The sequence below is a fragment of the Streptomyces sp. NPDC048664 genome, from assembly GCF_040650555.1.
Classification (GTDB): Bacteria; Actinomycetota; Actinomycetes; order Streptomycetales; family Streptomycetaceae; genus Streptomyces.
On the sequence record NZ_JBEZHK010000047.1, the window covers coordinates 1 to 25,560 of the forward strand.

Annotated in this window: 25 protein-coding genes and 3 pseudogenes; 13 read left to right on the plus strand and 15 right to left on the minus strand. The window is 68.6% G+C overall.

Annotation, left to right across the window (positions count from 1 at the left end; translation table 11 throughout):
- Positions 1 to 353: 353 nt before the first annotated feature.
- Positions 354 to 521, minus strand: coding sequence for a hypothetical protein (locus AB0C59_RS33080; RefSeq protein WP_363011248.1), 168 nt, complete (start codon positions 519 to 521; stop codon positions 354 to 356).
- A 77-nt stretch (positions 522 to 598) separates the two neighbouring features.
- Positions 599 to 892 (minus strand): hypothetical protein, encoded by a 294-nt coding sequence (locus AB0C59_RS33085; protein WP_363011250.1) that lies wholly within the window; start codon positions 890 to 892, stop codon positions 599 to 601.
- 162 nt (positions 893 to 1,054) lie between these two features.
- On the opposite strand from AB0C59_RS33085, the gene AB0C59_RS33090 reads away from it, so the two are divergent.
- From AB0C59_RS33090 to AB0C59_RS33100, 3 genes are all read left to right on the plus strand, one after another.
- A complete protein-coding gene (locus tag AB0C59_RS33090) occupies positions 1,055 to 1,621 on the plus strand; it encodes a hypothetical protein (RefSeq protein WP_363011252.1) in 567 nt (188 codons plus the stop codon).
- Positions 1,618 to 4,299 (plus strand): Helicase associated domain protein, encoded by a 2,682-nt coding sequence (locus tag AB0C59_RS33095; RefSeq protein ID WP_363011253.1) that lies wholly within the window; start codon positions 1,618 to 1,620, stop codon positions 4,297 to 4,299. Before AB0C59_RS33090 ends, AB0C59_RS33095 begins: the two co-directional genes overlap by 4 nt.
- A gap of 559 nt (positions 4,300 to 4,858) precedes the next feature.
- Positions 4,859 to 5,062, plus strand: a complete 204-nt coding sequence (locus tag AB0C59_RS33100; protein ID WP_363011255.1) for a terminal protein Tpg-like protein — start codon at positions 4,859 to 4,861, stop codon at positions 5,060 to 5,062.
- 23 nt (positions 5,063 to 5,085) lie between these two features.
- Here AB0C59_RS33100 and AB0C59_RS33105 read toward each other — a convergent pair whose 3' ends face one another.
- The 3 genes from AB0C59_RS33105 to AB0C59_RS33115 are packed head-to-tail and all read right to left on the minus strand — an operon-like array spanning position 5,086 to position 8,572.
- Positions 5,086 to 6,207, minus strand: a complete 1,122-nt coding sequence (locus AB0C59_RS33105; RefSeq protein ID WP_363011257.1) for a hypothetical protein — start codon at positions 6,205 to 6,207, stop codon at positions 5,086 to 5,088.
- Between the two features lie 11 nt (positions 6,208 to 6,218).
- Positions 6,219 to 6,962 carry an ATP-binding protein gene (locus AB0C59_RS33110; RefSeq protein ID WP_363011259.1) on the minus strand — a complete coding sequence of 248 codons (744 nt, stop codon included), beginning with the start codon at positions 6,960 to 6,962 and terminating at the stop codon, positions 6,219 to 6,221.
- Complete coding sequence (locus AB0C59_RS33115) at positions 6,959 to 8,572, minus strand: Mu transposase C-terminal domain-containing protein (protein WP_363011261.1); 1,614 nt, start codon at positions 8,570 to 8,572, stop codon at positions 6,959 to 6,961. Before AB0C59_RS33115 ends, AB0C59_RS33110 begins: the two co-directional genes overlap by 4 nt.
- A 417-nt stretch (positions 8,573 to 8,989) precedes the next feature.
- On the opposite strand from AB0C59_RS33115, the gene AB0C59_RS33120 reads away from it, so the two are divergent.
- A complete protein-coding gene (locus AB0C59_RS33120) occupies positions 8,990 to 10,564 on the plus strand; it encodes a Helicase associated domain protein (RefSeq protein ID WP_363011263.1) in 1,575 nt (524 codons plus the stop codon).
- 87 nt (positions 10,565 to 10,651) lie between these two features.
- Positions 10,652 to 10,801: a hypothetical protein gene (locus AB0C59_RS33125; protein ID WP_363011265.1), complete on the plus strand. Its 150-nt coding sequence runs from the start codon at positions 10,652 to 10,654 to the stop codon at positions 10,799 to 10,801.
- Here AB0C59_RS33125 and AB0C59_RS33130 read toward each other — a convergent pair.
- Complete coding sequence (locus AB0C59_RS33130) at positions 10,765 to 11,136, minus strand: DUF6262 family protein (RefSeq protein ID WP_363011267.1); 372 nt, start codon at positions 11,134 to 11,136, stop codon at positions 10,765 to 10,767. The two genes, AB0C59_RS33125 and AB0C59_RS33130, sit on opposite strands and share 37 nt — an antisense overlap.
- Positions 11,137 to 11,497: 361 nt before the next feature.
- Here AB0C59_RS33130 and AB0C59_RS33135 point away from each other — a divergent pair.
- Positions 11,498 to 12,767: pseudogene (locus tag AB0C59_RS33135) on the plus strand (IS701 family transposase).
- Positions 12,768 to 12,885: 118 nt separating this feature from the next.
- On the opposite strand, the gene AB0C59_RS33140 reads toward AB0C59_RS33135, so the two are convergent.
- Positions 12,886 to 13,230, minus strand: a complete 345-nt coding sequence (locus AB0C59_RS33140) for a MerR family transcriptional regulator (RefSeq protein ID WP_363011269.1) — start codon at positions 13,228 to 13,230, stop codon at positions 12,886 to 12,888.
- Between the two features lie 359 nt (positions 13,231 to 13,589).
- Between AB0C59_RS33140 and AB0C59_RS33145 the strand changes: the two genes are divergently transcribed.
- The 3 genes from AB0C59_RS33145 to AB0C59_RS33155 all read left to right on the plus strand — a co-directional run bounded on the left by AB0C59_RS33145 (position 13,590) and on the right by AB0C59_RS33155 (position 15,152).
- Positions 13,590 to 13,766, plus strand: a complete 177-nt coding sequence (locus AB0C59_RS33145; RefSeq protein ID WP_363011271.1) for a hypothetical protein — start codon at positions 13,590 to 13,592, stop codon at positions 13,764 to 13,766.
- A gap of 333 nt (positions 13,767 to 14,099) precedes the next feature.
- On the plus strand, positions 14,100 to 14,489 hold the full coding sequence (locus AB0C59_RS33150) for an ATP-binding protein (protein WP_363011273.1): 390 nt from the start codon (positions 14,100 to 14,102) through the stop codon (positions 14,487 to 14,489).
- A gap of 501 nt (positions 14,490 to 14,990) precedes the next feature.
- The gene (locus AB0C59_RS33155) at positions 14,991 to 15,152 is read left to right on the plus strand and encodes a hypothetical protein (RefSeq protein WP_363011275.1); all 162 of its coding nucleotides are present in this window, start codon (positions 14,991 to 14,993) and stop codon (positions 15,150 to 15,152) included.
- 281 nt (positions 15,153 to 15,433) lie between these two features.
- Here the strand turns inward: AB0C59_RS33155 and AB0C59_RS33160 are convergent, their stop codons facing one another.
- The 3 genes from AB0C59_RS33160 to AB0C59_RS33170 form a co-directional block, all read right to left on the minus strand.
- Complete coding sequence (locus AB0C59_RS33160) at positions 15,434 to 15,880, minus strand: DUF2267 domain-containing protein (protein ID WP_363011277.1); 447 nt, start codon at positions 15,878 to 15,880, stop codon at positions 15,434 to 15,436.
- Positions 15,881 to 15,945: 65 nt separating this feature from the next.
- A complete protein-coding gene (locus tag AB0C59_RS33165) occupies positions 15,946 to 16,341 on the minus strand; it encodes a DUF2267 domain-containing protein (RefSeq protein ID WP_363011279.1) in 396 nt (131 codons plus the stop codon).
- Between the two features lie 108 nt (positions 16,342 to 16,449).
- Positions 16,450 to 16,884: an Hsp20/alpha crystallin family protein gene (locus AB0C59_RS33170; RefSeq protein ID WP_363011281.1), complete on the minus strand. Its 435-nt coding sequence runs from the start codon at positions 16,882 to 16,884 to the stop codon at positions 16,450 to 16,452.
- Positions 16,885 to 17,012: 128 nt separating this feature from the next.
- On the opposite strand from AB0C59_RS33170, the gene AB0C59_RS33175 reads away from it, so the two are divergent.
- Positions 17,013 to 17,678, plus strand: a complete 666-nt coding sequence (locus tag AB0C59_RS33175) for an HSP18 transcriptional regulator (protein ID WP_363011283.1) — start codon at positions 17,013 to 17,015, stop codon at positions 17,676 to 17,678.
- Between the two features lie 282 nt (positions 17,679 to 17,960).
- On the opposite strand, the gene htpG is transcribed toward AB0C59_RS33175, so the two are convergent.
- Both htpG and AB0C59_RS33185 read right to left on the minus strand, forming a co-directional pair.
- Positions 17,961 to 19,880, minus strand: a complete 1,920-nt coding sequence (gene htpG, locus AB0C59_RS33180; protein WP_363011285.1) for a molecular chaperone HtpG — start codon at positions 19,878 to 19,880, stop codon at positions 17,961 to 17,963.
- A 115-nt stretch (positions 19,881 to 19,995) separates the two neighbouring features.
- Positions 19,996 to 20,646, minus strand: a complete 651-nt coding sequence (locus tag AB0C59_RS33185) for a type III effector protein (RefSeq protein WP_363011287.1) — start codon at positions 20,644 to 20,646, stop codon at positions 19,996 to 19,998.
- 127 nt (positions 20,647 to 20,773) lie between these two features.
- On the opposite strand from AB0C59_RS33185, the gene AB0C59_RS33190 reads away from it, so the two are divergent.
- Positions 20,774 to 21,205, plus strand: a complete 432-nt coding sequence (locus AB0C59_RS33190) for an Hsp20/alpha crystallin family protein (protein ID WP_363011289.1) — start codon at positions 20,774 to 20,776, stop codon at positions 21,203 to 21,205.
- Between the two features lie 94 nt (positions 21,206 to 21,299).
- A pseudogene (locus AB0C59_RS33195) lies at positions 21,300 to 21,699 on the plus strand (DUF2267 domain-containing protein).
- Positions 21,700 to 22,030: 331 nt separating this feature from the next.
- On the opposite strand, the gene AB0C59_RS33200 reads toward AB0C59_RS33195, so the two are convergent.
- Positions 22,031 to 22,564 (minus strand): type 1 glutamine amidotransferase domain-containing protein, encoded by a 534-nt coding sequence (locus AB0C59_RS33200; protein ID WP_363011291.1) that lies wholly within the window; start codon positions 22,562 to 22,564, stop codon positions 22,031 to 22,033.
- Between the two features lie 295 nt (positions 22,565 to 22,859).
- On the opposite strand from AB0C59_RS33200, the pseudogene AB0C59_RS33205 reads away from it, so the two are divergent.
- Positions 22,860 to 23,613, plus strand: a pseudogene (locus AB0C59_RS33205) (RHS repeat-associated core domain-containing protein); the annotation flags it as partial.
- A gap of 605 nt (positions 23,614 to 24,218) precedes the next feature.
- On the opposite strand, the gene AB0C59_RS33210 reads toward AB0C59_RS33205, so the two are convergent.
- On the minus strand, positions 24,219 to 24,347 hold the full coding sequence (locus AB0C59_RS33210) for a hypothetical protein (RefSeq protein ID WP_363011293.1): 129 nt from the start codon (positions 24,345 to 24,347) through the stop codon (positions 24,219 to 24,221).
- Positions 24,344 to 25,483 (minus strand): helix-turn-helix domain-containing protein, encoded by a 1,140-nt coding sequence (locus tag AB0C59_RS33215; RefSeq protein WP_363011295.1) that lies wholly within the window; start codon positions 25,481 to 25,483, stop codon positions 24,344 to 24,346. The genes AB0C59_RS33210 and AB0C59_RS33215 overlap by 4 nt, the downstream gene beginning before the upstream one ends.
- Between the last annotated feature and the right edge of the window lie 77 nt (positions 25,484 to 25,560).

Sequence of the window (25,560 nt, forward strand, 5' to 3'; positions counted from 1 at the left end):
CAACTCCACCCAGGACTTCGACGAGCGGCGCCTGGTGGAGGCGGAATTCCTGGCCGGCCGCTGCGCGCGATGCAAGCGAACCCCCGCGCTGCGCGCGGGGGTTGCGCTCCCGCTCCGCGTGAGCGCTGCTGACCGCTGCGCGGTCAGTGCACCCCGCCTGCTGCGCAGGCGGGGTGACGTTCCGTTCGCTGCGCTCCCGGAACGGTGGGGGCTACGCCCCCACCCGGTGCCTGCGCTGCGCTCCGGTCACCGGGTGACGCTTCGCGTCATAGCGGGGCCGGCCCCGCTATGCGGGGCCGGCCAACGGACCTTCGGTCCGAGCAGCAGCAAGAGCGGAGGGTGCTGATGCCTGGTCAGCGTCTGCGGTGCCAGGTGCTGCCGATTCCCGCTACGTGCAGAGCCAGTGCCGTCAGGCCCAGGAGCATGACGTTGACTGACGAGAACGTGTGATTGGTACTGATCTCGGTCGCGTTGATGAGGAACGACACGAAGAACAGCACTGCCGCGACTATGCCGAGCATGACAAGCCCCTCTCATAGGAAGTGAAGCCCGTATGCCCGGCAACCGCTCCCGCAGGCATGAGTGGTACGCCCGAAGTTCAGGCGGGGGTGGGGCGGGTGCTTGCCGCCTTGTGCGGGGCAGCGTGATGCGCAGGCCGGCCTGTAGCGGGAACTGCGAGGCGCCGCAGGGACAGGCCCGCGGTGGCGAGGAGGCTGGTGAAGACGGCCAGGAGGAGGACGGATACCCACATCTGTCGACTCCCCGGCTCCTGCCAGCCGGTCCAGGCGGCGGACACCGCCCACAGCAGGGCGCCTACAGCGTAGAAGGAACGGACACGGTGCAGCTGCCGCACGGCCCGCAGGAACTGGATGCGCTCGGTCTTCGGTGCCATGCAGGGCCGTGTACCCCGGAGCGGCTGGAACATCAGGGGGGAAGGATCTTGCGGAAGGGCTCATCGTCGGGGCCTGTATCGGGAGCTGCATCTCTGCATCTTCATGTGATGCAGCATGTAGCCTTGGCGTAATCTAGGGACACCCGGTAGGAAGCAGTCCGCGTGTTGATCTACGAGTACCTTCCGCATGAACTCACCAGACCCGGGGTGATCGCGAAAGCCGCCGGAGCCGATCGGCACCAGGTGGCCGCGCAGGTACGCCTGGCGCAGGAACGCGCCGAGCGCGCACGGGTGGGTCCTGTGGAACCGCATCACTTGAGTGAGCTGTTCATCGCGGAGCTGCGGCGCCTTCAGTGGGAAAGGATCGCCGCTCTCATGGACAGGGAGCGGATGGCCGCGTACGTGCCTTCCTGTGACTCGCGTGCCGTCCGCTATGAAGAGCAGCGATTGCAGCGGTTGATGGCAGACGTGGCCCAGGCTGAGCGGTCCGGGCGCGCAGTTCCGGAGATCTCGCGTCATCGCGTCTACCGGATCGATGGCCGGCCCACCACCGGCCGCTCCCGCCCGGACATACCCGCCCCCACCGTCCACCTGATGGCCGCCTCCCCCGAAGGAGCGGCCGAGCGAGCCTGGGCGATCCACGGAAAAGACGGCGGCCTCTACCAACGCTCCGGATCCTGCATTGCTTCCGTCGAGCAAGTCCTTCCCGAGCCCGGAGAACTCTTTTGATCCAGCTCCGCGAACACCAGATGGAACAGAAATCGAAATTCCGGAAGTGGGTTGGATTCCCTGCAAGATCATCTGTAGTCCCGGAGGGGCTGCGGGGGACGATCGTGTCCGCGACCGGATCGGGCAAGACCATCACAGCGGCCGCGTGCGCGCTGGAGTGCTTCCACGGCGGGCGGATCCTCGTCACCGTGCCGACCCTGGACCTGCTCGTGCAGACCGCCCAGGCATGGCGCCTGGTGGGCCACCGGGCCCCGATGGTCGCGGTGTGCTCGCTGGAGAACGACCCGGTGCTGGGCGAGCTGGGGGTGCGCACCACCACCAACCCGATCCAGCTCGCCTTGTGGGCGGGGTCCGGGCCGGTGGTCGTGTTCGCCACGTACGCCTCCCTCGTGGACCGCGAAGACCCGGAAGACCCTTCGGGCCGGCGGACGGTGCGCGGGCCGTTGGAGGCCGCTCTGGCGGGCGGGGAGCGGCTCTACGGCCAGCAGATGGCAGGCTTCGACCTCGCGATCGTGGACGAAGCCCACTCGACCGCAGGTGATCTCGGCAGACCCTGGGCCGCGATCCACGACAACCAGCGGATCCCCGCCGACTTCCGGCTCTACCTCACCGCCACCCCGCGCATCCTCGCCTCGCCCCGGCCGCAGAAGGGCGCTGGCGGCCAGGAGCTGGAGCTGGCATCGATGGGGCAGGACTCCGGCACCTACGGGCCGTGGTTGGCCGACCTCGGGCTCTCGGAGGCGATCGAGCGGGGCATCCTCGCCGGGTTCGAGATCGACGTGCTGGAGATCCGCGACCCCTCCCCCGTCCTCGGGGAATCGGAGGAGGCGCGGCGGGGGCGGCGTCTGGCGCTTTTGCAGACCGCGCTCCTGGAGCACTCCGCGGCGTACAACTTGCGTACGGTCATGACCTTCCACCAAAGGGTGGAGGAGGCCGTGGCGTTCGCGGAGAAACTGCCGCAGACGGCAGCCGAACTGTACGCAGGCGACGCCACTGGCGACGGCTTGGCCGCCGCGGGCAAGCTGCCGAAGTCCTCGATCGACGCGGAGTTCTATGAGCTCGAGGCCGGCCGCCATGTCCCGCCGGACCGGGTGTGGTCGGCGTGGCTGTGCGGCGACCACCTCGTCACCGAGCGGCGTGAGGTGCTGCGCCAGTTCGCAGGCGGCATCGACGCGACCGGACACCGCGTCCACCGGGCGTTCCTGGCAAGCTGCCGCGTCCTCGGGGAAGGCGTGGACATCACCGGCGAGCGCGGAGTCGAGGCCGTGTGCTTCGCGGACACCCGCGGCTCCCAGGTGGAGATCGTGCAGAACATCGGCCGCGCGCTCCGCCTCAACCGGGACGGCACCACGAAGGTCGCGCGGATCATCGTGCCGGTCTTTCTGGAGCCGAACGAGGACCCCACGGACATGGTCGCCAGCGCCTCGTTCCGCCCCCTGGTCGCGGTCCTCCAGGGCCTGCGCTCTCATGATGAGCGCCTGGTCGAGCAGCTCGCCTCCCGCGCCCTCACCAGCGGCAGACGCACAGTCCACGTCCAGCGTGACGAGGACGGGCGCATCATCGCTGCCAGCCCCGGCAGCGGGGCGGGCGACGAGGACGACGGCGCCGGCCGGGAGCAGGGTGGTACAGGCGCTGCCCGCGAGTCGGCGTTGCTGCACTTCTCCAGCCCGCGGGACGCGGCGACGATCGCGGCGTTCCTGCGCACCCGGGTCTACCGGCCCGAGTCGTTGGTGTGGCTGCAGGGCTACCAGGCCCTGCAACGCTGGCGGGCGGAGAACAAGATCACGGGCGTCCACGCCGTCCCGTACGACACCGAGACCGAGGCCGGCGTCACCAAGGCGTTCCCGCTCGGGCGGTGGGTCCACCAGCAGCGCAAAGCGCTGCGGGCCGGGGAACTGGAGGACCGGCGCAAGACCCTGCTCGACCTACCGGAGGCCGGCATGGTCTGGGAGCCGGGCGAGGAAGCCTGGGAGGCCAAGCTCGCCGCGCTGCGGTCCTACCGGCGAGCCACCGGACACCTCGCACCCCGCCAGGACACGGTGTGGGGCGAGGGCGAGGCGATGGTGCCCATCGGACAGCACATGGCCAACCTCCGCCGCAAAGGCGGCCTCGGCAAGGACCCGAAGCGAGCCGCCATGCGCGCGCAGCAGCTGGCCTCAATCGACCCCGACTGGAACTGCCCGTGGCCGTTGAACTGGCAGCGCCACTACCGAGTGCTCGCAGACCTCGCCGCCGACGAACCTGGCGGGGTGCTGCCCGACATCACACCCGGCGTGACCTTCGACGGCGACGACATCGGACGATGGCTCCAGCAGCAACGCAAACCGGGCACCTGGAAGCAGCTGTCCGTCGAGCAGCAGCAGCGGCTGTCCCAGCTGGGCATCAAGCCGCGTGAGGCCCCGTCTCCCGCCCCGGCTGCCCCGCGTTCGACGAAGGGCCCGAGCAAGGCACAGCAAGCCTTCCAGCGCGGCCTCGCCGCTCTTGCTCAGTGGATCGAACGGGAAGGCGCAGGCCGGCCGGTACCGCGCAGCCACAGCGAACAGATCAGGGTCTACGGCGAAACGGAACCGGTGATCGTGAAACTGGGCGTATGGGTATCGAACGTCCGAGCGAGATGCGACAAACTCACCGCCGACCAACTCGCCGCCCTCGCAGCGCTGGGTGTGGACTGGGCGTAGCGAGCCGCTGTTCGCCTGTCAGCGCTGTAAATCGCAAGCGGGAGGTGAGGGCAAGCCCTCTGCCCGTCGCCGTCCCTGTTTCCCGTTGGGCCCGTAGCCCAGGTTTGCCCGCGGTGTTCCCTGTACGGCGGATCTCAATCGTGGGTGGCCGTGTCTGTGGGAGGTATGGCAGCGCAGACAGCAGTAGGGTCAAGCGCCGGGGAGAGCAGTGGGGAAGATCAGTGACGGGATTGAGCGAGCGCTGCTAACACGCCCGGTGCCTACAGGCGCCTCGGCATTGCGTTTCCTCATAAGGGCCGAGAAGGGTTCCACGAAGAAGATGGCGCGCCTTCTGGGCGTTTCACAGCGCACCGTGCAGCGGTGGCTCACTGATCGGCCGGAAATGCGACGGCGTCCCAGCGCAGCACACACAAGGAGGATCGATGAGGTCGTCAGGGCTCGCTGGCAGCCCCGGGTCCGTGTGCGCCAGCGGGCCAGGGCGGAAGCGGACGGTTTCGTATTCCACACCAGGGCGCGGTTCGGGTTCGTGGCGCCTGCAGGCTCGTCGGACGATCCGCGGGTGCGGTGGATCACCCAGTACCTGCCGGGAGAGGTGGCCCGGGAACTGTTTGCCGCTCGGGATGCCGGCGCGGGCGAGCAGCTGCAGACGGTGATATTGGCCCGCGCGCTGGGGCACGCCTACTTTCGCGAATGGGGCCACCGCGCCCACGGTCTGCACATTGCCTTCAGCGACGTTGAGTTCGCTGACTTCTCGATCGGCTAAGCCTGCCTCTTCGAGCGGCCGTGTCAAGGGGGTTCAGTGTCGTGAGAAGCCGCGCGGCTGGCCGGCATCGCTTCATACCTCTCAGCTTCCTGCCGCTCGTGCCAGTCCCACTCCACCCGGCCGACCGGGCCTTTGCGACGGCCCGCGGGAGGCTGAGGCGGGCGCAACCTGGCCGTCTCCGCCACACGCAGCAGGTGCCCCCGGTCGCCTGGCGCGGCAAGCAGTTCCTGGTCCTCTCCGGATACGAGTCGGGTGAAGCGGGCCGCGGCCCTAAGGAAGACGCCCGCCCAGGGCGGTACGGGGTAGGCGGCGCAGCCGTCGGTGTAACGGGCGCGGTCGTGCAGGGCGAGCGTGGCCGCGACGGCGTCGTAGTCGCGGGGGCAGGCGGTGGCAAGTTGTTGATGAGAGGCGCCGGTGAACAGAGCAACGGCGACAGCCGCGGCCAGGCTGGGATGTGCGGTCGCCGCGTGCAGCCGGCGGGCGACGCGCTGAGCGGTGGGCGCGGTGAGAGGCACGGGCGGCGGGCGGTGCCGCCAGGCGATCAGCGGTGGCGTGCACGGGTCGGCGCAGGGACGGGGGCTGTCGTAGGAGACGAGGCGATCCAGTGCCGGCAGGGTGAGCCACCGGCTGGCCGGCGCGGCGGGCTCGTCTGGAGGCGGGGGTTCGGCGACAGGCGTGCCGTAGTAGTGGCGGCGGGCAGATTCGATGTCGGCGGTGACGGAGTAGTCGGCCGTCCGCAGAGCCTGGTGCAGAGCGGCGGGAAGGTGTGGGCGGTGGCAGACCAGGGTCAGGTGGATACCGGTGCGGGCCTGTAGCTGCAGAAGGCGCATCGTGCGGCGGGCAGTGAGGCGGTGAGCGCGCAGGACGGTCAGCCGGGTGACGGGCAGGGCGGTCATCCAGGCCGTGGCGGCTTCCCAGGCGGGCTGACGGCCGCCGGGAAAGCGGCCCGGGAGCAGGGGCGGTTTCCCCAGGGCGGCGAGGAGGTCGTGGGCGAGGCCGGTCTCGCTGGTGGTGCCCGGGCCTGGGTGCAGGGTGATCCGTCCGGACGGCGGATGGTGGGCGGCCAAAGCGGTGTGCGTGTGCAGCGTGTCGTCATGACGGTCGAAAACCACGGTGACGGACGGCAGCGGCGGGGCGGGAGGCATGGACGGTGTGGTCAGGCGAGGCGGCTGAAGGACCAGCGCAGCAGCTCTCGGTCGACGCGGGGGCGGCCGGTGCGTGCCAGGGCGGTGCGGGTGTGGGCGGTCAGCTGGGCCCAGGCGCGGAAGTTGCCGTGCGCGGCATGGCTGTCGGCGAACGTGATGTCCTCGGGGTCGGCGTCGGCCCAGACCGGGTGGAACAGCGGGATCACCTCGAGGACCTCGTCGGGGGTGAGGCGGGTGAACTGCTGCCAGATGAAGACACGGGAGGACAGCATCGGTTCGCGGCGCAGTACGGTGTGGCAGCCCGCGCCACCGACGAAAATGATCGCGAGCTGGGTGGAGGGCTCGTCCCACAGATAGCGGAAGTATTCGAACGCCTCCCCGTTGAGCCACTGGGCCTCGTCGACGAGGAAGGTACGGGGGCGTTCGGCCAGGGCGGTCTTCAGCAGGCGGTCGAATTCGCTGGGGTGGCGCGGTGGCTCGCCGGTCAGGTCGAGAGCGGTGAACAGTTCGTAGCGCACCGCGCGGGCCGTGGGACGGGCCCGGAAGGTGATCTTGCGGATGTCTTCGCCGGGTTCGAGTGCGCGCAGGCAGGTGTTGACGGCGAGGGTCTTGCCGAAGCCGGCGCCGCCATGGATGCACATCATCGCGCGGGCAGCGACCGTATCGCCGATGTTCTCCCGCGCGGTGAGCAGGGCGCGGGTGGTGACCACGGACGCATCGGGCAGGTCGACGTACTGATAGGTCGCCGCGGTCACGAGGCGTCTCCGTCTTCGTCGGGGGTGGAAGGTGCGCCCCGCCCTGCCGGGGCGTCCGGGACTGCAGGGGCGGAGTCACGGCTGGACGGAAGCGGGGCGGGCCGGCCTGCCGTGGTCAGCGCAGCCAGGGAAGCAGGGGTGCGCCAGTCGGCCGGGGGTGCGGCGGGCGGGATGACGTCCGGCAGCGCAAGCTGCGACAGGCTGGTGCCGGCACTCCGGGCGAGTTCGGCGTCGGCCTGTGCACCGGTCAGTGCGCCGAGCCGTCGAGGGGGCTCGGCCTGGGTGGCGGCAGCGTAGCGCTCGTGCTGGGAAGCTTCGAGGTCCTTCTTCAGGCGGCGGCTGCGGGCGGCCCGGGCTCGCCGTACCGCGCTGACCTGTTCCTCGGTGGCCTGGTCGGCCAGGTCCGCGGGACCCAGGTAGCGGCCGGTGGCCGCATGGTAGACCTCGATCCGGTGATCGTGGTGGGGCATGAAACGGACCCGGACCTGGATCCCGGACTGACCGGTCATCCACGGCCCCACGTAGTCACGTTTCCTGAAGCGGATACCGCGGGTGGTGAGCGTGCGGGTGCCGGCGTCCTCCAGGGTGAATGTCCACAGATCTGCGGCTGGCACGTCCCGCAGCGGGGTGGGATCGTCCTGCCACGCCTCAAGTGGGGTCTTGCCCCGCAACGGCGCGGGACGGTGCTCGGTGTTCCACCAGACGGTCCAGGCAAGCAGCCGGGCGGTGAAGTCCTCGAAACTGAGCAGCACTTCATCTTTCGAGCGAGAAGCCCGTTTGCCAGGGCGCGGCTGGCGGGCGTAGCCGGGCAGCGCGGCCAGGAACATGCTCTCCACCGCCCTGTTGAGGCCCTCCACGGTGCCCTTGAGATGGGGGGTGTAGGCGGGCAGGTCCTCCACCGTCACGTCCAGGAGATCGAACGCTGCGGTCACCGTCCTCGACAGGAAGTCCTTGCCTCGGTCGACGCGTACCTTCTCGGGCAGGCCGCCGAACGGGCCGTAGGGGTCCTCGCGCAGGACCGCGGAGCGCAGCGCGGCCAGCACCGACTCCCGGGAGGGATGCACCGGCGTGACCGCGACGCCGGTGATCGCGTTCGTCGAGCAGTCGGTGAACCAGGTGATCCACGGCCTGCGGGCATGGCCGTCGACGTCGACCAGGACTGGGGCCTGCATGTGGTCGGTCTCCCACACGTGGTTGCGCCAGCCCCGTGGCCGGGCCAGGAACACATCATGCTTACGAGCCGCCCGCTCACCACCCGCGAGCCCGGCCCGCTCCCCCGGCGTCAGGTCCCGGCGGATCGCCCGGTGCAGCGTCGGGATCGAGGGAGGCGGATCCCCCTCGCCCCTGGCCGCGCGAGCGGCCAACTCACGATGAACCGCCGCGACGTTGCCCTTCCACAAGGCCAGCAGAGCCCGGACCTCATCAGTAACCGTGAACCGCCCGGGATACGCGGCCCGCTCCCCCGGTGCCCGAGCCGCAGCCTCGTCCCGCTCCGCAGCCGCCAGCCACCGCCACACCGCACGCTCCCGCACCCCCAGCACGTCCGCCGCCGACCTCACCCGCGTGGTGGTGAGCTTCCCCTCCCGACGCAGAGCCAGCAAACGGCGCACCGCCAATCCCCGCAACGCCCGAACCGACGCAGCCGGCAAAACCCCACTCGAACCACCACCCGTCCCTTCCAGGGCCGGGTCCTGCTCTCTCTGATGCACACTCCCGAGCACACCAACACCGATCGGCCAGCGGATCAGAACTCACGAAACTGAGACAGCGTCACCCCTCCCGCGATAACGCCCCAGGACAGCAATACCCCACGGTTCTCTCACGCCCAAGACAGTGACCCCATTCCCCGAAACAACCCACGACCAGCAACAACGCACCCGAGCCTCGCTGTCTCTCACCTCACTGTCCCAAAACCGAGAGATCGCACGCAGACGGCCGCCGAGCTGTACGCCGCTGAGGTCTCCGACGAGGCCCTGGCCGACGCGGACGCCCTGGCGAAGTCGTCGATCGACGCGGAGTTCTACCAGTTGGAGGCCGGCCGCCACGTGCCCCCGGAGCGGGTGTGGTCGGCATGGCTGTGCGGCGACCACCTCGTCGCCGAACGCCGGGAGGTCCTGCGCCAGTTCGCCAATGGCATCGATGCCGCGGACCGCCGCGTACACCGGGGCTTCCTCGCTTCCGTCCGGGTGCTCGGCGAAGGTGTCGACATCGTCGGCGAGCGGGGCGTGGAGGCGGTGTGCTTCGCCGACACCCGCGGCTCCCAGGTCGAGATCGTCCAGAACATCGGCCGGGCGCTGCGCCCGAACCCCGACGGCACGGCCAAGACCGCCCGGATCATCGTGCCCGTCTTCCTGCAACCCGGCGAGGACCCGACCGACATGGTCGCCTCCGCCTCGTTCGCGCCCCTGGTAGCGGTCCTCCAGGGCCTGCGCTCACACTCGGAACGCCTCGTCGAACAACTCGCCAGCCGGGCCCTGAGCAGCGGGCAGCGGCAGGTGCACGTGAAACGGGATGAGGACGGGCGGATCATCGCCACCACGTCCGAAGGAGAGAGCGGGCAGGACGAGGCCGAGGGCCCGGTGGAGTCAGCGCTGCTGCACTTCTCCACCCCAAGAGATGCGGCGACGATCGCGGCGTTCCTTCGCACCCGGGTCTACCGGCCCGAGTCGTTGGTGTGGCTGGAGGGTTATCAGGCCCTGCTGCGCTGGCGGCAGGACAACCACATCACCGGCCTGCACGCCGTGCCCTACGACACCGAAACCAAGGCCGGCGTCACCGAGGCGTTCCCGCTGGGGCGGTGGGTCCACCAGCAGCGGCGCACCTACCGCGCGGGCGAACTCGACCAGCACCGCAAGACGCTGCTCGACGAGGCCGGGATGGTGTGGGAGCCCGGCGACGAAGCCTGGGAGAACAAACTCGCCGCACTCCGCTCCTACCGACGCGCCACCGGACACCTCGCACCCCGCCAGAACGCGGTGTGGGGCGAAGGCGAGGGGGACGGCGAACAACTGGCCATCGGACAGCTCCTCGCCAACCTCCGCCGCAAGACCGGCCTCGGCAAAGACCCCGAACGTGCCGCCGCACGCGCGGAACAGCTCACCGCCATCGATGAGGACTGGAACTGCCCCTGGCCCCTCGACTGGCAACGCCACCACAAGGTGCTCGCCCACCTCGCCGCCGACGAACCTGGCGGGGTGCTGCCCGACATCGCACCCGGCGTCCTCATGGACGGCGACGACCTCGGACGATGGTTCCAACGACAGACCCGCGAGTACTTCCAGCTCACCGAGGAGCAGCAGCGCAGACTCTCAGCACTGGGCGTGAAACCCGCCGAACGGCCTGCCCCGGCCTCCACCGAGAGGACGAAGGCCTCCGAGAAGGCAGCAGCCTTCCAACGCGGCCTCGCGGCCCTCACCCAGTGGGTCCAGCGCGAGGGCACCCACAAGGCAGTACCAAGAGGACACGTCGAAACCGTCGTCACCGAAGGCCAGGAACACCAGCACAAGCTCGGCGTATGGATCTCCAACACCCGCGCGAGGCGAGACAAACTCACCGCGGAGCAGCACGCCGCACTCACCGAACTCGGCATCGAATGGGCCTGATGACCGAGCAAGCGTGCCGTCCTCATCTGGCGATGCACTGAGGCGCAGTCATAGTGGCGGAGGTGGAGCGGTGAGATACGGCGCGAGTTGGGCTTCAAGATCGGCGACGCGTTTGTCCAGGAAGCGATTGTTCTGGCGGGCGCCGGCCAGACGCTCTCGGAGGCGCTGGCTGTCCTGGGTGAGCTGTCGTACGTGCTGCTTCAGGCTGGTGTTCTCGGCGACGATTCGCTGAATTGAGCCTTCGGGGAGATCGTGTTCGAGGTCGGGGGGACCTTGCCGAGGAGTTCTGCGATGTGGGTGCGCTGGGTGCGGATTTCGCGGTGCGCTTGGGCGAGTGCGTCCTCGGCGTTGAGTGCACGTTCTCTCCAGGCAGGCTGGGCGCGGCTGCCGCTGCTGGAGACTCGGGGATGGGATCTGCTTGTTCGGGTGGCCTGCTCGATCAGGGCTCTGGCTTGCTGGTTTTGATAGAGGAAGGTGCGTGAAACGCGGGCGGTACGGGCAAGGGCTGCGACGGTGACAGGCGTATGGTCGCGCGCCATGGCCGCCAGGGCGGTCTGGACGCGTTCGAGCATCTCCTGAGCGGCTTGGCGGCGGGCTCGGATGGCCGCGGCAGTGCGTGAAGTGCTCATGGCTGCCCTGTCGCATCCGAGTCGGGGGCCTGCAGCGCGGCAAGGTCTCGGGCCCGGAAGGCAGTGCTCCAGGTGCGGTGGAAGTAGTCCTGGGGGCGCCGCAGGTCGAGGGTGAGGGCTTCGTCGAGGACGCCGAGGGCGGCTAGTACTCCAGTCTGGTTTCGCGATCTTGCGGCCGTACCCTGCCGAGACGGGTACGGCCACCGCGTGATCATCGGTTGGTGTGTGGACAAACGAAGATCGTGCGGTGGCCGCGGGCCATAGCGTAGACCCTGCCCGCTGGCGGGCGATGTTCGACCAGGCCATGGCCCGGATCGCGGGCCGGTTCGGCCGAGTTGAACCGAGGGCGAGTGCCCGCGCCTATCTGCTCGGGCTGCTGTCGAAGGCGGAGCGGAAGAACTGCTGGCAGCTGGCCGAACAGGCCGGACACGTCCGGCCGGGGCCGATGCAGCGGCTGCTGCGTTATGCCCGCTGGGACGCCGATACCGTCCGTGACGACATCCGCGCCTATGCCGTCGAACACCTCAGCGCCGACGGTGGTGTCCTGATCGTGGACGAGACCGGTTTCGTGAAGAAGGGCCACGCCTCGGCGGGAGTGCAGCGCCAGTACACCGGCACCGCGGGACGCATCGAGAACTCCCAGGTCGGGGTCTTCCTCGCCTACGCCACCCGCCGGGGGCGGACGCTGATCGACCGCAGGCTCTACCTGCCCGAGCACTCCTGGTGCGCTGACGCCGAGCGCCGCCACGCTGCCGGGATACCCGAAAAGATCCAGTTCGCGACCAAGCCCCGCCTGGCCTGGGAGATGATCGCCGCCGCGCTGGATGCCGGGGTGAAGGCACGGTGGGTGACCGGCGACGAAGCCTACGGGCAGGACCCGCAGCTTCGCGCCGCCCTGGAAGCCCGCGGCACCGGCTATGTGATGGCTGTTGCATGCTCGACGCGGGTGCGGATCAACCACGGCCGCACCCCCGTCCGCGCGGACACCGTCGCCGAGCGCCTGCCCGCCACCGCCTGGCAGCGGCACAGCGCCGGAGCCGGTGCGAAAGGCCCGCGCTACTACGACTGGGCCTGGGTCCACACCGGCAGCGACAGCCACCGCCATCTGCTGATCCGCCGCAACCGCACGACCGGCGAACTCGCCTTCTACCTGTGCTGGTCACCCGCCACGGTCACTCTTGCGGAGCTGGTCCGCGTCGCCGGTGTCCGCTGAAGCGTCGAGGAGTGCTTCCAGGCCGCCAAGAGCCAGGTCGGACTCGACCACTACCAGGTCAGACACTGGACCTCCTGGCACCGGCACATCACCCTCGCCATGCTCGCCCTGGCCTTCCTGACCGCCCTCACCGCCAGCTCAGCCCCCGAGCAACCCGCTCAACCGGCCCACCCCACCGGCAGCCACGGCCTGGTCACGCTCACCGTGCCGGAGATTCGACACCTACTCGCCACCGTCTTCAACCCCCCCAGCCGCGTCAGCGGCGAAGCTGCTGCACTGGTCCAACTGGCGGCGACAACACCAGCAAATAGCCCATCGCAGCCACTACCGACGACGTTCCGCCGACGAACCTGCTGGATAGATCACGAAACCGCACTGGAGTACTAACCCAGACGGTACACGCAGACACACCCTGTCAGCAGAGCGGAGAGGCCGCGTCACAGTAGTACCGCTGTGTCGGCACCTGGCGGCCGGACGTTTCAGGGGGCGGCCGGATACTCCTTTGCGGCGCGGCGGTATTCGGCGTTGAGCCGCTGGGCTTCTTCGAGCTGGTCCTCGAGGATGATGATCCGGCAGGCGGCCTCGATGGGGGTGCCCTGGTCGACGAGTTCCCGGGCCCGGGCGGCGATTCTGAGCTGGTAGCGGGAGTAGCGGCGGTGTCCGCCGGCGGAGCGGAGCGGGGTGATGAGGCGGGCTTCGCCGATGGCGCGGAGGAAGCCCTGGGTGGTGCCGAGCATTTCGGCGGCCCGGCCCATGGTGTAGGCGGGGTAGTCGTCGTCGTCCAGGTGGCCGTCGAGCGGGCCTGTCGGATCGGGTGCTGTCATGGAACCTCTCTCGAAACGCGCGGAGGGGCCCTGGCGCCTATCGCGCCAGGGCCCCGAAGGAACTGCTACACCATCTGCCGACCCTGATCGTGCGTCGGCCTTCTGTGTCCGCCGCCTCGACCGGAATGCTGTCGGGGCTGCGGGGATCGCGGTTGCTTGACCGGAGACCACCTCACTATCGATGTCCTGCGGTACCCGGGATCTGCTTCCTCCCGGGCGATCCTGATGGCGCCTCGTTCCTCCGTTCTTCCCTCGGTGATCAACTGCTTTACCAACGGGTACTGCCAACTACTTGTACTGCATCCTGCTCGTGGCCTCACCCAGCGCCACATTTCCGGCAGACAGCCCAGTCGCCCATCGTGCATCTGCTCTGGCTTGGAACCCCACTGCCGGACTTCCCGGTGCGCGCGCCCGCAGCCGACGCCTTCACCGAGGTGCTGCTCACTGACTTCACTGCTGGGTACTGCAACCACTGCGTCAACTGCTGGTACTGCCTGCGGCGGCCCCTGATCACTGCGGGCCGCCCGGTCCGGTGACCAGTCCCGTCGCCGTCCTGCAACCAACCTGGCTTCGAAACTCCGTCACCGTACCGTCATGCGCACTGCAACTACGGGTCTTGCTGCCCGACAGTTCATCTCTGCCGGGCCCTTCGATCTCTTCGGGCTACGAGAAGAACCATACCGCCACCACCATCCAATGTCTACCTCGGCCAACATAGATTTACGGAGAATCGCGGATGAGGTATTCGATGCCGAACAGCGCCGCCGAGGAGCATGGAAGGTGGCCGCAGGGTTGTCCTCCCCCGGACGGGGCACAAGCACGGCACGGGCGAGCCCCGGTGGGGCACCTCAGGGAGCCGGGGGCAGGCGATGAACATGATGAGCGTCCACGTAGGCGCCGCGTGCCCCACCGCCACTACCGCTGGCGCTCTTCAGCGAACCCGAGACTTCCTCGAGGTCCTGGTCCCCCCGCTCGGGGCCGAGGCCGCCGACAGCGTGATCCTGGTCGTCTCGGAACTGGTCACCAACGCCCTGCTCCACGCCGGCGGCGCCTGCACCCTGAACCTGACCGCCTACCCGGACAGCATCGAGGTGGCCGTCCACGACCCGAGCCAGCAGGCGCCGCGAATGCGGACCCCCGACCTGAACCGCGGCACCGGCGGCTTCGGCTGGCCCATGGTCAACCGCCTCTCCCGCACCACCCGTGTCACCGAGGCCCCCACAGGCGGCAAGACCGTACGCGCCCTCCTGCCCCGATAGAGCCCGCCGCCCGTACGGCGATGCTCTCCGGATGAGCCGACCTCGTTGAAGCCCACGAGACGTTCCTCGAGCCGGCCCTGCCTCGGGTGGCCCCGGCTACCCCACTGCCAGGGCCACCACCGCCTTCGTGCAACCGCCGAGCAGGCCCTTGGGCCGACCCAGGGACTCTGAAGGGTCACTTCCGGATACCTGGACGACCGCGACCTGGCGAACGAAGGTCAGACACGGGTCGCGAAGAGAGGCCGAAGATCGGCCCGTCGCCTCTTGAATGGTCGAGGCGGCGCCCTGCAGAGGCACCCCTCCTGGACTATGCAGCCGTGCCCCGGGAGCAGCCAAAACACAGATCGCCTGGACACGGCGGGTGTCCCAGAAGCGGAAGAATCGTTTTGATGAGATGAGGCCGATCATGGGAAGAGCAAGCCGAATTGGCCGGAGCAGAAAGGCCCCCTCGTGATCCACGCTTCGCTGGTGTGCCAAGGCTGCTCCGGCACCTTCTACGCCGTGGCCACCAAAGACGGTGCCGCCTCCCTGCCCACTTGGAGGGTGGACCACGACCGCACCCCGCCTGCCTGCCCTCTGCGCCCTCTCCTACCGCTGGAATGGACAGCCGCCCGCATCCAGGAACTGCCCCACGCCGACGACGTGCTGAAGCAACCGGCCTGACACGGCCGGGCCGCCGGCCACGCGATGGCACCTGTTCGTTCAGGAAGGCGCCGAGCGGCCGTAAGCAGCGCTGCAACGCCTTCTCCTGAGCAGGCAGTGATCACCTGTGCCTGGTGGGCAGACGGCCGAGCCCAGGACGAGCATGCCAAGGGACATGCCCGCCGGGCCTTGGAGGGATCAAGGGCGCCTTCAAGCACTGAGGCTCCGCCTCAGGCGACGGGTCCGGGACCGCAGCAGCGGTCCCGGACCGTTTATCTTGTACCGGGTTGCCGGGGCACCGGTCAGGCGGCGGCGGGCTCGGGGCGGCGCAGCTGTGCCTGGCCGAAGAGGAGGGCGTAGTCGTCGGGGAGCTGGCCGAGGATGCGGGCGAGGAGGTCGGGGCCCGTCAGTCGGGTGACGACGGCGAGTACGGCGCCGGTGTCCCAGCGGGCGACAGCCGGGCTCACACCGGCGCGGGCTGCCAGGTCCTTGACGAAGCCCCAGCCGGTGAGGTGCTCGGTCTCGGGGATCTGGGCGGTCAGGGCGAGGGCGGCTTCGACGGGGAGCACCTGGGCGAGGTCGACGCGTTCGTCGCCGGTGAGCTGGCGGCCGAGGGCGGACAGGACCTGGTGGACGGCTTCGGCGGCGCGTTCGCGGGTGGGGTAGGCGCCTTCATAGCGCACGCGTTCCAGCATCTGGTCGAACGTCATGGCCGGCTGGGAGGCGTTCGCTCGAGGCTGGTCGTACATGGCTGCGTTTTCTTTCTGTGCGGGGCCCCGGCCGTGGGCCGGTGGCGGTCAGGTGGACTTGCCGGTCAGGCGGGCTGGGGATGGCCGAAGAGGAGGTCGTAGCCGGGCGGGAGCTGGAGAAGGGCCTCGCGGGTGAGAACATCGCCTGCGGTGGCGGCCGCGGTGGACAGGACCGCTCCGATGTCCCACAGGGCGGTCTCCTCGGTGGCGCCCTCGATCCAGGCCGCGGTCGCCCGGACGAACCGTTCGGGGGAAAGCGGTTCGGCAGCCTGCAGTGGGTTGAGGAGGATCAGGGCGTAGGTCTCCGGGAGCCGGGCGGCGAGCTCGGCCCGCACCGTGCCGACCAGATGGGCGCCGAGCAGGGCCAGGACGACACGGGCGACGCGGTCGGCTTCCTCAGCGGTTTCGTACTCGCCGCGTTCCTGCACATGGGCCAGGAACGACTCCCTGCGCATCGACATCGACATCACCTCCGGAAAGAGGGGTGAAGCAGGTCAAAGAAGGGGGCGGAGGGCGGGTGCCGGAGGGGGATCGGCGCTTCCCCGCCCGCCGCTGGCTACGGGTGCGCGTCAGGCGGAGATCTGCTTGGGGCCGGCGTCGGCGCGGATGCTGATCTTGCGGGGCTTGGCGCGCTCGGCGATCGGGATCCGCAGGGTCAGGACACCCGCGTCGTAGTCCGCCTCGATGTGCTCGGTGTCCAGGGTGTCGGCCAGCATGATCTGACGGGAGAAGACACCCAGCGGGCGCTCGGCCAGTTCCATCTTCACGGAGTCGGCCTTCAGGGCCGGGCGGCGCTCCGCCTTCACGGTCAGCATGTTCCGCTCGACGTCGATGTCGATCGCCTCGGTGTTCACACCCGGCAGGTCGAACGCGATCACGTACGCGTCTCCGTCGCGGTAGGCGTCCATCGGCATCACCGACGGCTTCGACCAGGTCCCCGACGTACCCGCTAGCTGCTGGACGATCCGGTCCATCTCGCGGAACGGGTCGGTGCGCATCAACATCGCGAAACACCTCCAGTTGGTTCAGGCAGAAACTGCCAATGCGCTTCAACGTGCCACCGTTGTAACATGTCATCCAAGCGATGACAAGCGCCGAGTCATCTGGAGGATGACGCGATACGGAGAGCTCCATGGATGAAGCCCCTGCACCGGCCGCGCCGGTCTCCTTTCTCGCCGCCTCCGCGGCGCTGGAAGCGATCAACCAGTCCTTGAAAGACGCACAGCGATCCGCCGCCCGGAGAGAGAACGCGGAGCCGCCCCCGGCTGACGCGGGCCCGCGCCCTGCCCTGGCGGCCCTGCTGACGTTGCGCGAGGTCCGCGAACAGCTCGCCGGCTGGGAGAGCGGACTGATCGAAACCGCCCGCGGGCAGGGAGCCAGCTGGGCCGACCTCGCAGGCCCCCTTGGCGTCTCCAGCCGCCAGGCCGCCGAGCGCCGCTACCTGCGACTGCGCCCCGGCACGCCTGGCTCCACCGGTGAGGAGCGTGTCCAGGCCACCCGTAATTCACGTGCCGCGGACCGCACCGTCACCGCATGGGCCCGCGACAACGCAGCGGACCTGCGCCGCCTCGCCGGACAGATCACCGCCCTCACCGACCTGCCCGAGAATGCCCAGGACGCGGTCGGCGAGCTGAACCTGGCACTCGCCGATAACGACCCTGCCCGCCTCGTCCGCCCGCTGACCGCCACGCGCGCGTACCTACGGCCCGAAGACGCCGGCCTCGCCGAACGCATCGACACCCTCACGCGGCACACCGAACAGCTCCGCCAGGACACCCACGACCAACGCAGCACATGAGCCTGGGACACCCCGAGATCGCCGCTTCATGCGGCGAAGCTCTTTCGCCTGGCGGATGGGCGCCCACGAACCGTTGCGGACGCCGATCTCGCCAGCGTATGACGACCCGATGTGCACCCGCCCCGCCGTCCCATGATCCCGCCCAGGGCAGATGGCCTGGGCGGATTCGGCAAGCGCGGGGAAATGGTCCACCTGGCAGCGGTCAAGGTCGCGCCGTCTGCTCCAGCGCTCCGACCGGAAAGCCGGAACAGACGGTTCCTCTGTGCGGGGCTGCTTCTGTGGTTACAGGGTGCGGGTCAGGTGGTCAGTGAGGAGCCGGGTGAAGCGGGCCGGGTCGGGCAGGTCGCCTCCTTCGGCGAGCAGAGCGCTGCCGTAGATCAGCTCGGCGATCTCCGTCAGAGCGGGGGCTTCGGCGTCTGCGTGGTGTGCGGTGCGAAGTGCGGTGATCAGGGGGTGTGTGGGGTTGAGTTCCAGGATCCTTTTGACGGTGGGCATCTGCTGGCCCATGGCCCGGTACATCTTTTCCAGGGTGGGTGTGACGTCGTGGGCGTCGCCGACGATGCAGGCTGCCGAGGTTGTCAGGCGTGCTGACAGGCGTACCTGCTTGACGTGGTCGGACAGGGTGGTGGTCAGCCAGGGCAGCAGGGCGGCGAAGTCCTGCTCGCGCTGGGCCTTGTCGGCTTCGGTTTCCGTTCCGCCGTCGGCGGTGTCGTCGAGGTCGACCTGGCCCTTGGCGATGGACTGCAGGCGGTGGCCGTCGAATGCGGGGACCTGGTCGACCCATACCTCGTCGATGGGGTCGGTGAGGATGAGCACCTCGTAGCCCTTGGCGGCGAAGGCTTCCATGTGGGGGGAGTTCTCGACCATGGCGCGGGTCTCGCCGGTCAGGTAGTAGATGGTGTCCTGACCTTCCTTCATGCGCTCGACGTACTCGCGCAGTGTGGTGGTCTTCTCCTGGTCGTGGGTGGAGGCGGCCGACACCAGCTCCAGCAGGGCCTCGGTGTTGTCGGTGTCCTCGAGCAGGCCCTCCTTCAGTGCTCGGCCGAACTGGGCCCAAACCTTCGTGTAGCGCTCGGCGTCCTTGGCCTGCATGTCCTTGAGTGCGCCGAGGACCTTCTTTACCAGGCGTCGGCGTACGCCTTGGATCTGGCGGTCGTGCTGGAGGAGCTCGCGGGAGACGTTCAGCGACAGGTCGTGGGCGTCCACGACGCCCTTCACGAAGCGCAGGTAGTTGGGCATGAGCGCTTCGCAGTCGTCCATGATGAACACCCGCTTGACGTACAGCTGCACGCCGGACTTGGACTCGCGGGAGTACAGGTCGAAGGGGGCCTGTTCTGGGATGAAGAGCAGCGCCTCGTATTCGAAGGTGCCTTCGGCGCGCATGTGGATCGTATCCGCCGGGGGCAGCCAGTCGTGGCTGATCTGCTGGTAGAACTCGTTGTACTCGTCCTCGGTCACCTCGCTTCGAGGCCGGGCCCACAGCGCCTTCATCGAGTTGAGCGTGTCGAGGGCGGAGGTGGCTTCGCCGTCGGCATCGGTCCGCTCGGTGGCCATGCGGATCGGCCAGCGGATGAAGTCCGAGTAGCGCTTGACGATCTGTCGGATCTTCGATTCGGAGAGGTAGTCGGCAAGTCCGTCCTCGCTGTCGGCGGGCTTGAGGTGCAGGGTGACCGAGGTGCCGACGGGGAGGTCGGCGGCGGCCTGGATGGTGTAGGAGCCCTCGCCGTCGGACTCCCACTGGGTACCGGAGTCGGTGCCGGCCCGCCGGGTGTGCACGGTGACCTTGTCGGCGACCATGAACGCCGAGTAGAAGCCGACGCCGAACTGCCCGATCAGACTCTCCGCGGTCGCGGCGTCCTTGGACTCCTTGATCTTCTCCAGGAGGGCGGCGGTGCCGGACTTGGCGATCGTGCCGATCAGCTCCACGAGATCATCTCGGGTCATGCCGATGCCGTTGTCCCGGACGGTCAAGGTGCGTGCATCCCTGTCGACCTCCAGCGAGATATGCAGGTCAGTGATGCCGTTCTCGGTGAGGCCGGCATCGGTCAGTGATGCCAGCCGCAATTTGTCCAGGGCGTCGGAGGCGTTCGAGATCAGCTCGCGCAAGAAGATGTCCTTGTTCGAGTAGATCGAGTGAATCACCAGCCGGAGCAACTGGCGGGTCTCGGCCTGGAATTCCAGCGTCTCGACGCTGCTGGGCATGCTGGTTCCTTTCAGCGGAAGGTCAGATATACGGATGAGCCTCGGGCAGGGGCCTCGTCGGCGTGACGCGCAGGCGGTGCGCACCGCGGACGGAGGATGGCTCTGCGTGTGCGGGTCAGTCTTCGTCGGAGGCTGTCGTCGTGCGGTGGGCTTCGAGGACGTCCAGGGAGTCGACGAGAGCGGTGTGGCGGGCGTCGAGGTGGGGACGCATGCCGGCCAGGGGCGCGATGAGCTCGGCGGCGTCCGCGGCGCCGAGAGCGGTGTGCAGGGCGGCCTGTGCCGAGCGCGCTTCGGGCGTGAGGTGGGCGAGAGCGGTGATCTGTCCGGCGAGGCGACGCAGGTCGGCTGCGTTGGCTCGGGCCCAGGTGGCGACGGTGCGGTCAGCGGCACGGCGTTCGCGGGTGGCCTGCACACGCTGCTCTCCGGTGGTACCGGCGGGGCCGGGCCGGCCGCGCAGGTAGCGGCGTTCGGCAGCTTGGCGGCTGGCGACACCGAGGGGATGGGCAAGCTCTGCCCAGCTGGCGCCTGCATCGCGGGCGGTTTCGATCAGACCGGTCTCCCAGCCGGCGAGCTGCTCACGCACCTGCCGCAGCAACATGAGGGAGGCCAGAGCCTGCTCGGGGCCGGGCCCGAGGGCGTCGGAAGTGTCGTTCTGGGCGTCGCGCAACGCGTCGTCCATGGCCACCAGGGCTGCCGCGGCAGCCATGAAGGACGCAGGACCGCGGGCCTCGCTACCGGGCGCGGGCGGCTGATGGGGCGCGGTCACGGGCACCTCCTTCGGAGTGTCATCAGATTGACGACGACATGTTTGTCATCCACTGGATGACATGTTACAACAGGGTCTGTGCAGCGCATTGGCAGCAACCGTTCGAACCTGCTGGAGGTGTTTCACGATGTTGATGCGCACTGACCCCTTCCGTGAGCTGGACCGGATGGCGCAGCAGCTGGTGGGTCCGGGTACCTGGTCGAAGCCGTCGGTGATGCCGATGGACGCCTACCGCGAGGGTGACGAGTACGTGGTGGCCTTCGATGTCCCCGGCGTGACCGCGGACGCGATCGACATCGACGTCGAACGGAACATGCTGACCGTCAAGGCCGAGCGACGGCCGACGGCCAAGGCCGACAACGTCAAAATGGAGCTGTCCGAGCGGCTGCTGGGCGTCTTCTCCCGCCAGATCATGCTCGCCGACACCCTCGACACCGAGCGCATCCAGGCCGACTACGAGGCCGGCGTTCTCACCCTGCGCATCCCGATCGCGGAGCGCGCCAAGCCCCGCAAGGTCTCCATCGGTACCGGCTCCGGCCGCAAGGAGATCTCCGGCTGACCAGTCCGGAACCGGTGCGGAGGACGGCCCATCCGAACTCCCCCTCCCCGGCCTCCGCACCTCCTGTCGAACCGACAACACCAAGGGGCGGCGGCTGACGACCTTGCGACGGAAAGTGTTCCTCGACCATGTGAAGGAACGCGGCGAATACGACATCGCGGAGTAGGCCGAGCGTGCGGCGCGCGTCGTGCTCGCCCTGCTCGGCACCCACCTGATCGGCAGGGTCCGAGCCCAGCATGCGGCACGCCCTGCCGGAAAGCTTCAGCATGATCCTGCTCAACCCGCTGGAGAGCGCCGAGCCGCTTCCCCCCGAGCTATTCGTCCGCGCGACCGCCACCTGGATCGAGGGCGCCACCGAGCAGACCGCGACGAGGGACGTCAGCGCCGTGCCGGCCACCGTTGCCGACACGGCAGGCGAAGAGCGGCCAAGGCAGATCCTGCCTCAGCTCCCCGTCGGCTACCTCCTTCTCTTCGGCCGCCCCCAACCCATCTGACGAAGACCGGGAGTGCCACGTGCCCGGCGCTCCCACAGCTCCTGAAAGTCACGCAGACGCCGGGCTCTCGGTTACGCGCGACCCGCACAACGTCCTCGCGGAACTCCTTCGGATACGGCTTGGGCACTGCAACATCCTTCCAGGCCGCCTCTCAGCAAGCCAGGTCAAGATGTCACCGGATCGTGCAGCAGAACCCGGCAGCCCAGAGGGCTGCCGGACGACGCTGACCACGCACCGGAGCAACCCGGGTATCCCGTTAGGCCTCGATCATGCTGATGACCCGACCGTCACGTTGCACTCGCCGACTCGGCCAGCCGCGTACTGCCGCTGATCAGCCGACAAACACCTCGAGGGCGGTTTCACAAAACGCCTTCAGGTCGTCTGGCTTACGGCTGGTGACGAGCTTGTTAGATCCGTGACTGCACACCTTCACCTGCTCGTCCACCCAAGTGCCGCCCGCATTACGGATATCCGTTCGCAGGCTTGGCCAGGAGGTCAGTTCACGACCACGCACGACGTCGGCTTCGACGAGCGTCCACGGCGCGTGACAGATCGCGGCGACGGGCCGGCCCTGCTCGAAGAACTCCTTCACAAGCGCCACGGCCTGGTCGTCCATCCGCAGCAAGTCGGGATTGGCGACACCGCCCGGCAGGACCAGTCCACCGAAGGAATCCGCGCCGACATCGCCGACCACCTCGTCCACCGGGAAAGTGTCCGCCTTGTCTAGATGATGGAACGCCTGTACCTCGCCCGGTTTCGTCGACACCAGAACGGGCTCATGACCCGCGTCGCGGGCCGCCTTCCAGGGCTCGGTGAGTTCGACCTGCTCGACTCCCTCGGATGCCGTGAGAAACGCAATGCGCATGATGTTCAACTCCCCTGTCCAGCAAGCCGCAAGGCGACCGACCCGTAGAGCAGTCATGCTTGCGACGTTTGCTTGTCTGGCCCCTCCGGGTACCCCTGCGGCGGCGAACGACACGGGTCAGCCGCCGTGGGGACGGATCAGCGATCGATCGCTGGGCTGCCACAAGCCTCCGCATGAGGTGCTCGATGACCGCCCCGCCCGCCACGCCCCGACCACTTCCAAGGTGACCTCCGCCGAGGGCACCCTGGTCGACGTCGGTTACACCTACGGCTACGGCACCAACGCCGCCACCGTCGGCAACAAGACCGCGGGCGCCTCCACCGACGACTACACCCCGCACCGGTGAGACCTGGGCCGACCACCCCCAGATGTCGTCGGTCACGGTCAACGGCAAGACATACGGGGGCAGTACGGCTCCACCGACCAGAGCGAACGCATCCGTCTGGTAGACACCGTCTTCCACAACGACCCTCTCGGACTGTCCGCCAAGACGACCGCCGGCGTGGACATGGCTTCAACCGTGAGCCCGAGGGCAAGTTGAACTCCATGACGACCGGGAGCAAGGCCTATTACTACCTCACCGACGCCATCGGCCCGGTCATCGGCTGGTGGATGTCGACGGCAACAAGGTCGACACCTACACCTACAGCCCCCGCGGCGTCCGCCTGCTCGCCCAGTCGACCGAACCGGTCGCCCAGCCCTTCCGGTTCGCCGGCAACTACCAGGACCCCACCGGCCTGTTCCACCTCCAGGCCCACTACTACGACGCCAACGTCGGCCGCTTCACCCAGCCCGACCCCTCCGGCCAGGAACAGACCCCCTACCTCAATGCCGAAGGCGCCCCCGTCAACCGCATCGAGCCCGACGGACTGACCGACTGGGCGAGATACGAGCAGTCCTGTGTCAAGGGTGGCCCTGAAATCGCTGCTGCCGGAACCGTTACGGGTGCTACTGAAAACGGGGTTGACGCTGTAGCCGCGTTTGCCGGTGGCTGTGCGACTGACGTAGGACTCGACGTATTGGCAGACTACGGAGGAAGCGGGGGCTGACTCCGGCAGCAAAGCAATCGACTACGCCTGAATGCCGGCCGAGGTTCTAGCCGACATCGGCCGCTCCATAAAGGAAATACGGTGAGACACATGATTTTGGTGCTACTGATAATCACTGTTGCGGCAGCGGCCGGATTCACCATGTGGGCCCAGTCGGCAAGTGCCCGCGACTTCTGGCGAAGGCGTCGAGGACAGTAGTCTAAGCCGAACGGAAAAGGAAACGGCGCTATGGCAAAGACTCACAGCAAGCCTCAAAGACCGCGCTCCGACGCTTGCCGCCACGGAACTCAACCGCAATCCGGTCAGCGCACTCGCTCTTCTTCGACTCCGGCTTACAGAATGAGCGATCTTCGGAAAATCCGAGGTCAGATCCCATTTCCTGGCCCATCGCCATGCATGCGGGTGCCCAGGAAGTCAAACGGGGCGTCACGGCCGATAGTCCGCCCTTTCAACGCGGTCGCTCCAGCCTTCGCCAACACCCTGCTCGACGCGTCCGGCGTCCTTCTCGGCCAACTCCCGCTCAGTCGCGACCGGGTGTGGCTGGTCGTGCGAGACGCGGGCCTGACGGATCGGCAGGTGGGCGACTCGCGGTGGAACGCTCCCTGTCAGCCGACCTGCTGCACCTTGATCGCATCGCTCACCCGAATCGTCCCGGCTGCAAGGACGTCCAGGTAGACACCGAGCACGATGCCGGGATCCGCCGGGAGTTCGTGGACGGTCGAAGTACGCGTCAACTGGCCCGAAGACCGATCGCCAGCGTCAGTTCAAGGACCCGGTGTGACGATGCGAGATCCGGAAACAGCTCCCGCAGCTGCGACATCCGGTACCGGACTGTCTGGGGATGGACGAACAACGCCGCCGCCACCTCGTCCCGTCTGCCCTGGTGCAGCAGCCACGCCCGCAACGTCTCCTCCAGCCGCCGTGCGGTCGCGACAGGCAAGGCGCGCAACGGTGCGAGGGCTCGGGCACGCAGGTCTGCGAACGCGTCCACGTCGGCGCTCAGTACCAGCTCGGGCAGGTGGTCCTCGGTGTCGCGGATATCGCAGGAGAGGGAGCGCGCGCGTGCGGCTCGTGCGTACGAGGCGGACGCGCGAGTCCATGGCCGGGACGGGCCGACCACGGCGGTGCGGTCGGTCAGCTGCCGCAGGAGATGTGTCCGGTCGGAATCGGGGACGAGCAGCACACCGGTGGCGTCCGGCAGATCGTCGAGGACGAGGGTGCTCGGGTCGAGCGTGCGGTAGGCAGGCCGGGCCTGGGCGGCGGGCAGCAGGACCGCGGTCAGCGAAACCGGAGGCTGCCACCCGGCCCGTTGAACAGAAGCCAGCAGCACGTCCGGGTTCGCGCCGGCGAGGAGGTCGCGGGCCAGGTGTTCCAGGTGGCGCTCGTGGGCCCTGCCCCGGGCGGCCAGTTCGTCGGCGTGGCCCGCGGCGCTCGCGGCGGAGAGCTCGTCGATGTAGGCGAAGGTCAGCTCGGCGAACTTGGCGACCTCGGCGGCGGGCAGACCTGCGGGTACGGCACCCGCTGCCAGGCATCGCCAGGCCACGCGGGCGCCGACGCGGTAGGCGCTGAGCAGAGCGTCCATCGAACGGCCGTCGCGCACCTCGCCGCGGCCCAGCTCGTACGCTGCGTCACCGCCGTCGCCGCCTGTGGCGCTCCCGCTCGCGAGGTCCAGGTAGTGCCCCAGGGCGGTGCGGACGGCTCGGCGGATGCTGCTGCCCATACGGCCCGCGAGGGCGTTGGCGTAGGGAGGGACCTCGTCGATGATCGCCTGGACGACCTCGTCGGCGGTGGTCTTCAGCGCGGCCCGAAGCGCGGTGACCGTCGTCTCATCCAGGGCCAGCTCGCTGACCCTCCGGGTTACATGGCTCACGTTCTTATTCCCTGCGAACAATCTCGCCGATCAGATTCACGTCCTGCGGTCAGGACTTTACGCCCTGAGACGTAGCA

Coding starts and splice junctions, on each gene's coding strand:
- AB0C59_RS33190 (WP_363011289.1), top strand. CDS start 20,774: ATGTTGATGCGCACTGACCCCTTCCGTGAGCTGGACCGGATGGCGCAG.
- AB0C59_RS33150 (WP_363011273.1), top strand. CDS start 14,100: ATGAACATGATGAGCGTCCACGTAGGCGCCGCGTGCCCCACCGCCACT.
- AB0C59_RS33140 (WP_363011269.1), bottom strand. CDS start 13,230: ATGACAGCACCCGATCCGACAGGCCCGCTCGACGGCCACCTGGACGAC.
- AB0C59_RS33165 (WP_363011279.1), bottom strand. CDS start 16,341: ATGTCGATGCGCAGGGAGTCGTTCCTGGCCCATGTGCAGGAACGCGGC.
- AB0C59_RS33105 (WP_363011257.1), bottom strand. CDS start 6,207: ATGCCTCCCGCCCCGCCGCTGCCGTCCGTCACCGTGGTTTTCGACCGT.
- htpG (WP_363011285.1), bottom strand. CDS start 19,880: ATGCCCAGCAGCGTCGAGACGCTGGAATTCCAGGCCGAGACCCGCCAG.
- AB0C59_RS33175 (WP_363011283.1), top strand. CDS start 17,013: ATGGATGAAGCCCCTGCACCGGCCGCGCCGGTCTCCTTTCTCGCCGCC.
- AB0C59_RS33160 (WP_363011277.1), bottom strand. CDS start 15,880: ATGTACGACCAGCCTCGAGCGAACGCCTCCCAGCCGGCCATGACGTTC.
- AB0C59_RS33200 (WP_363011291.1), bottom strand. CDS start 22,564: ATGCGCATTGCGTTTCTCACGGCATCCGAGGGAGTCGAGCAGGTCGAA.
- AB0C59_RS33170 (WP_363011281.1), bottom strand. CDS start 16,884: ATGTTGATGCGCACCGACCCGTTCCGCGAGATGGACCGGATCGTCCAG.
- AB0C59_RS33080 (WP_363011248.1), bottom strand. CDS start 521: ATGCTCGGCATAGTCGCGGCAGTGCTGTTCTTCGTGTCGTTCCTCATC.
- AB0C59_RS33085 (WP_363011250.1), bottom strand. CDS start 892: ATGGCACCGAAGACCGAGCGCATCCAGTTCCTGCGGGCCGTGCGGCAG.
- AB0C59_RS33130 (WP_363011267.1), bottom strand. CDS start 11,136: ATGCTCGAACGCGTCCAGACCGCCCTGGCGGCCATGGCGCGCGACCAT.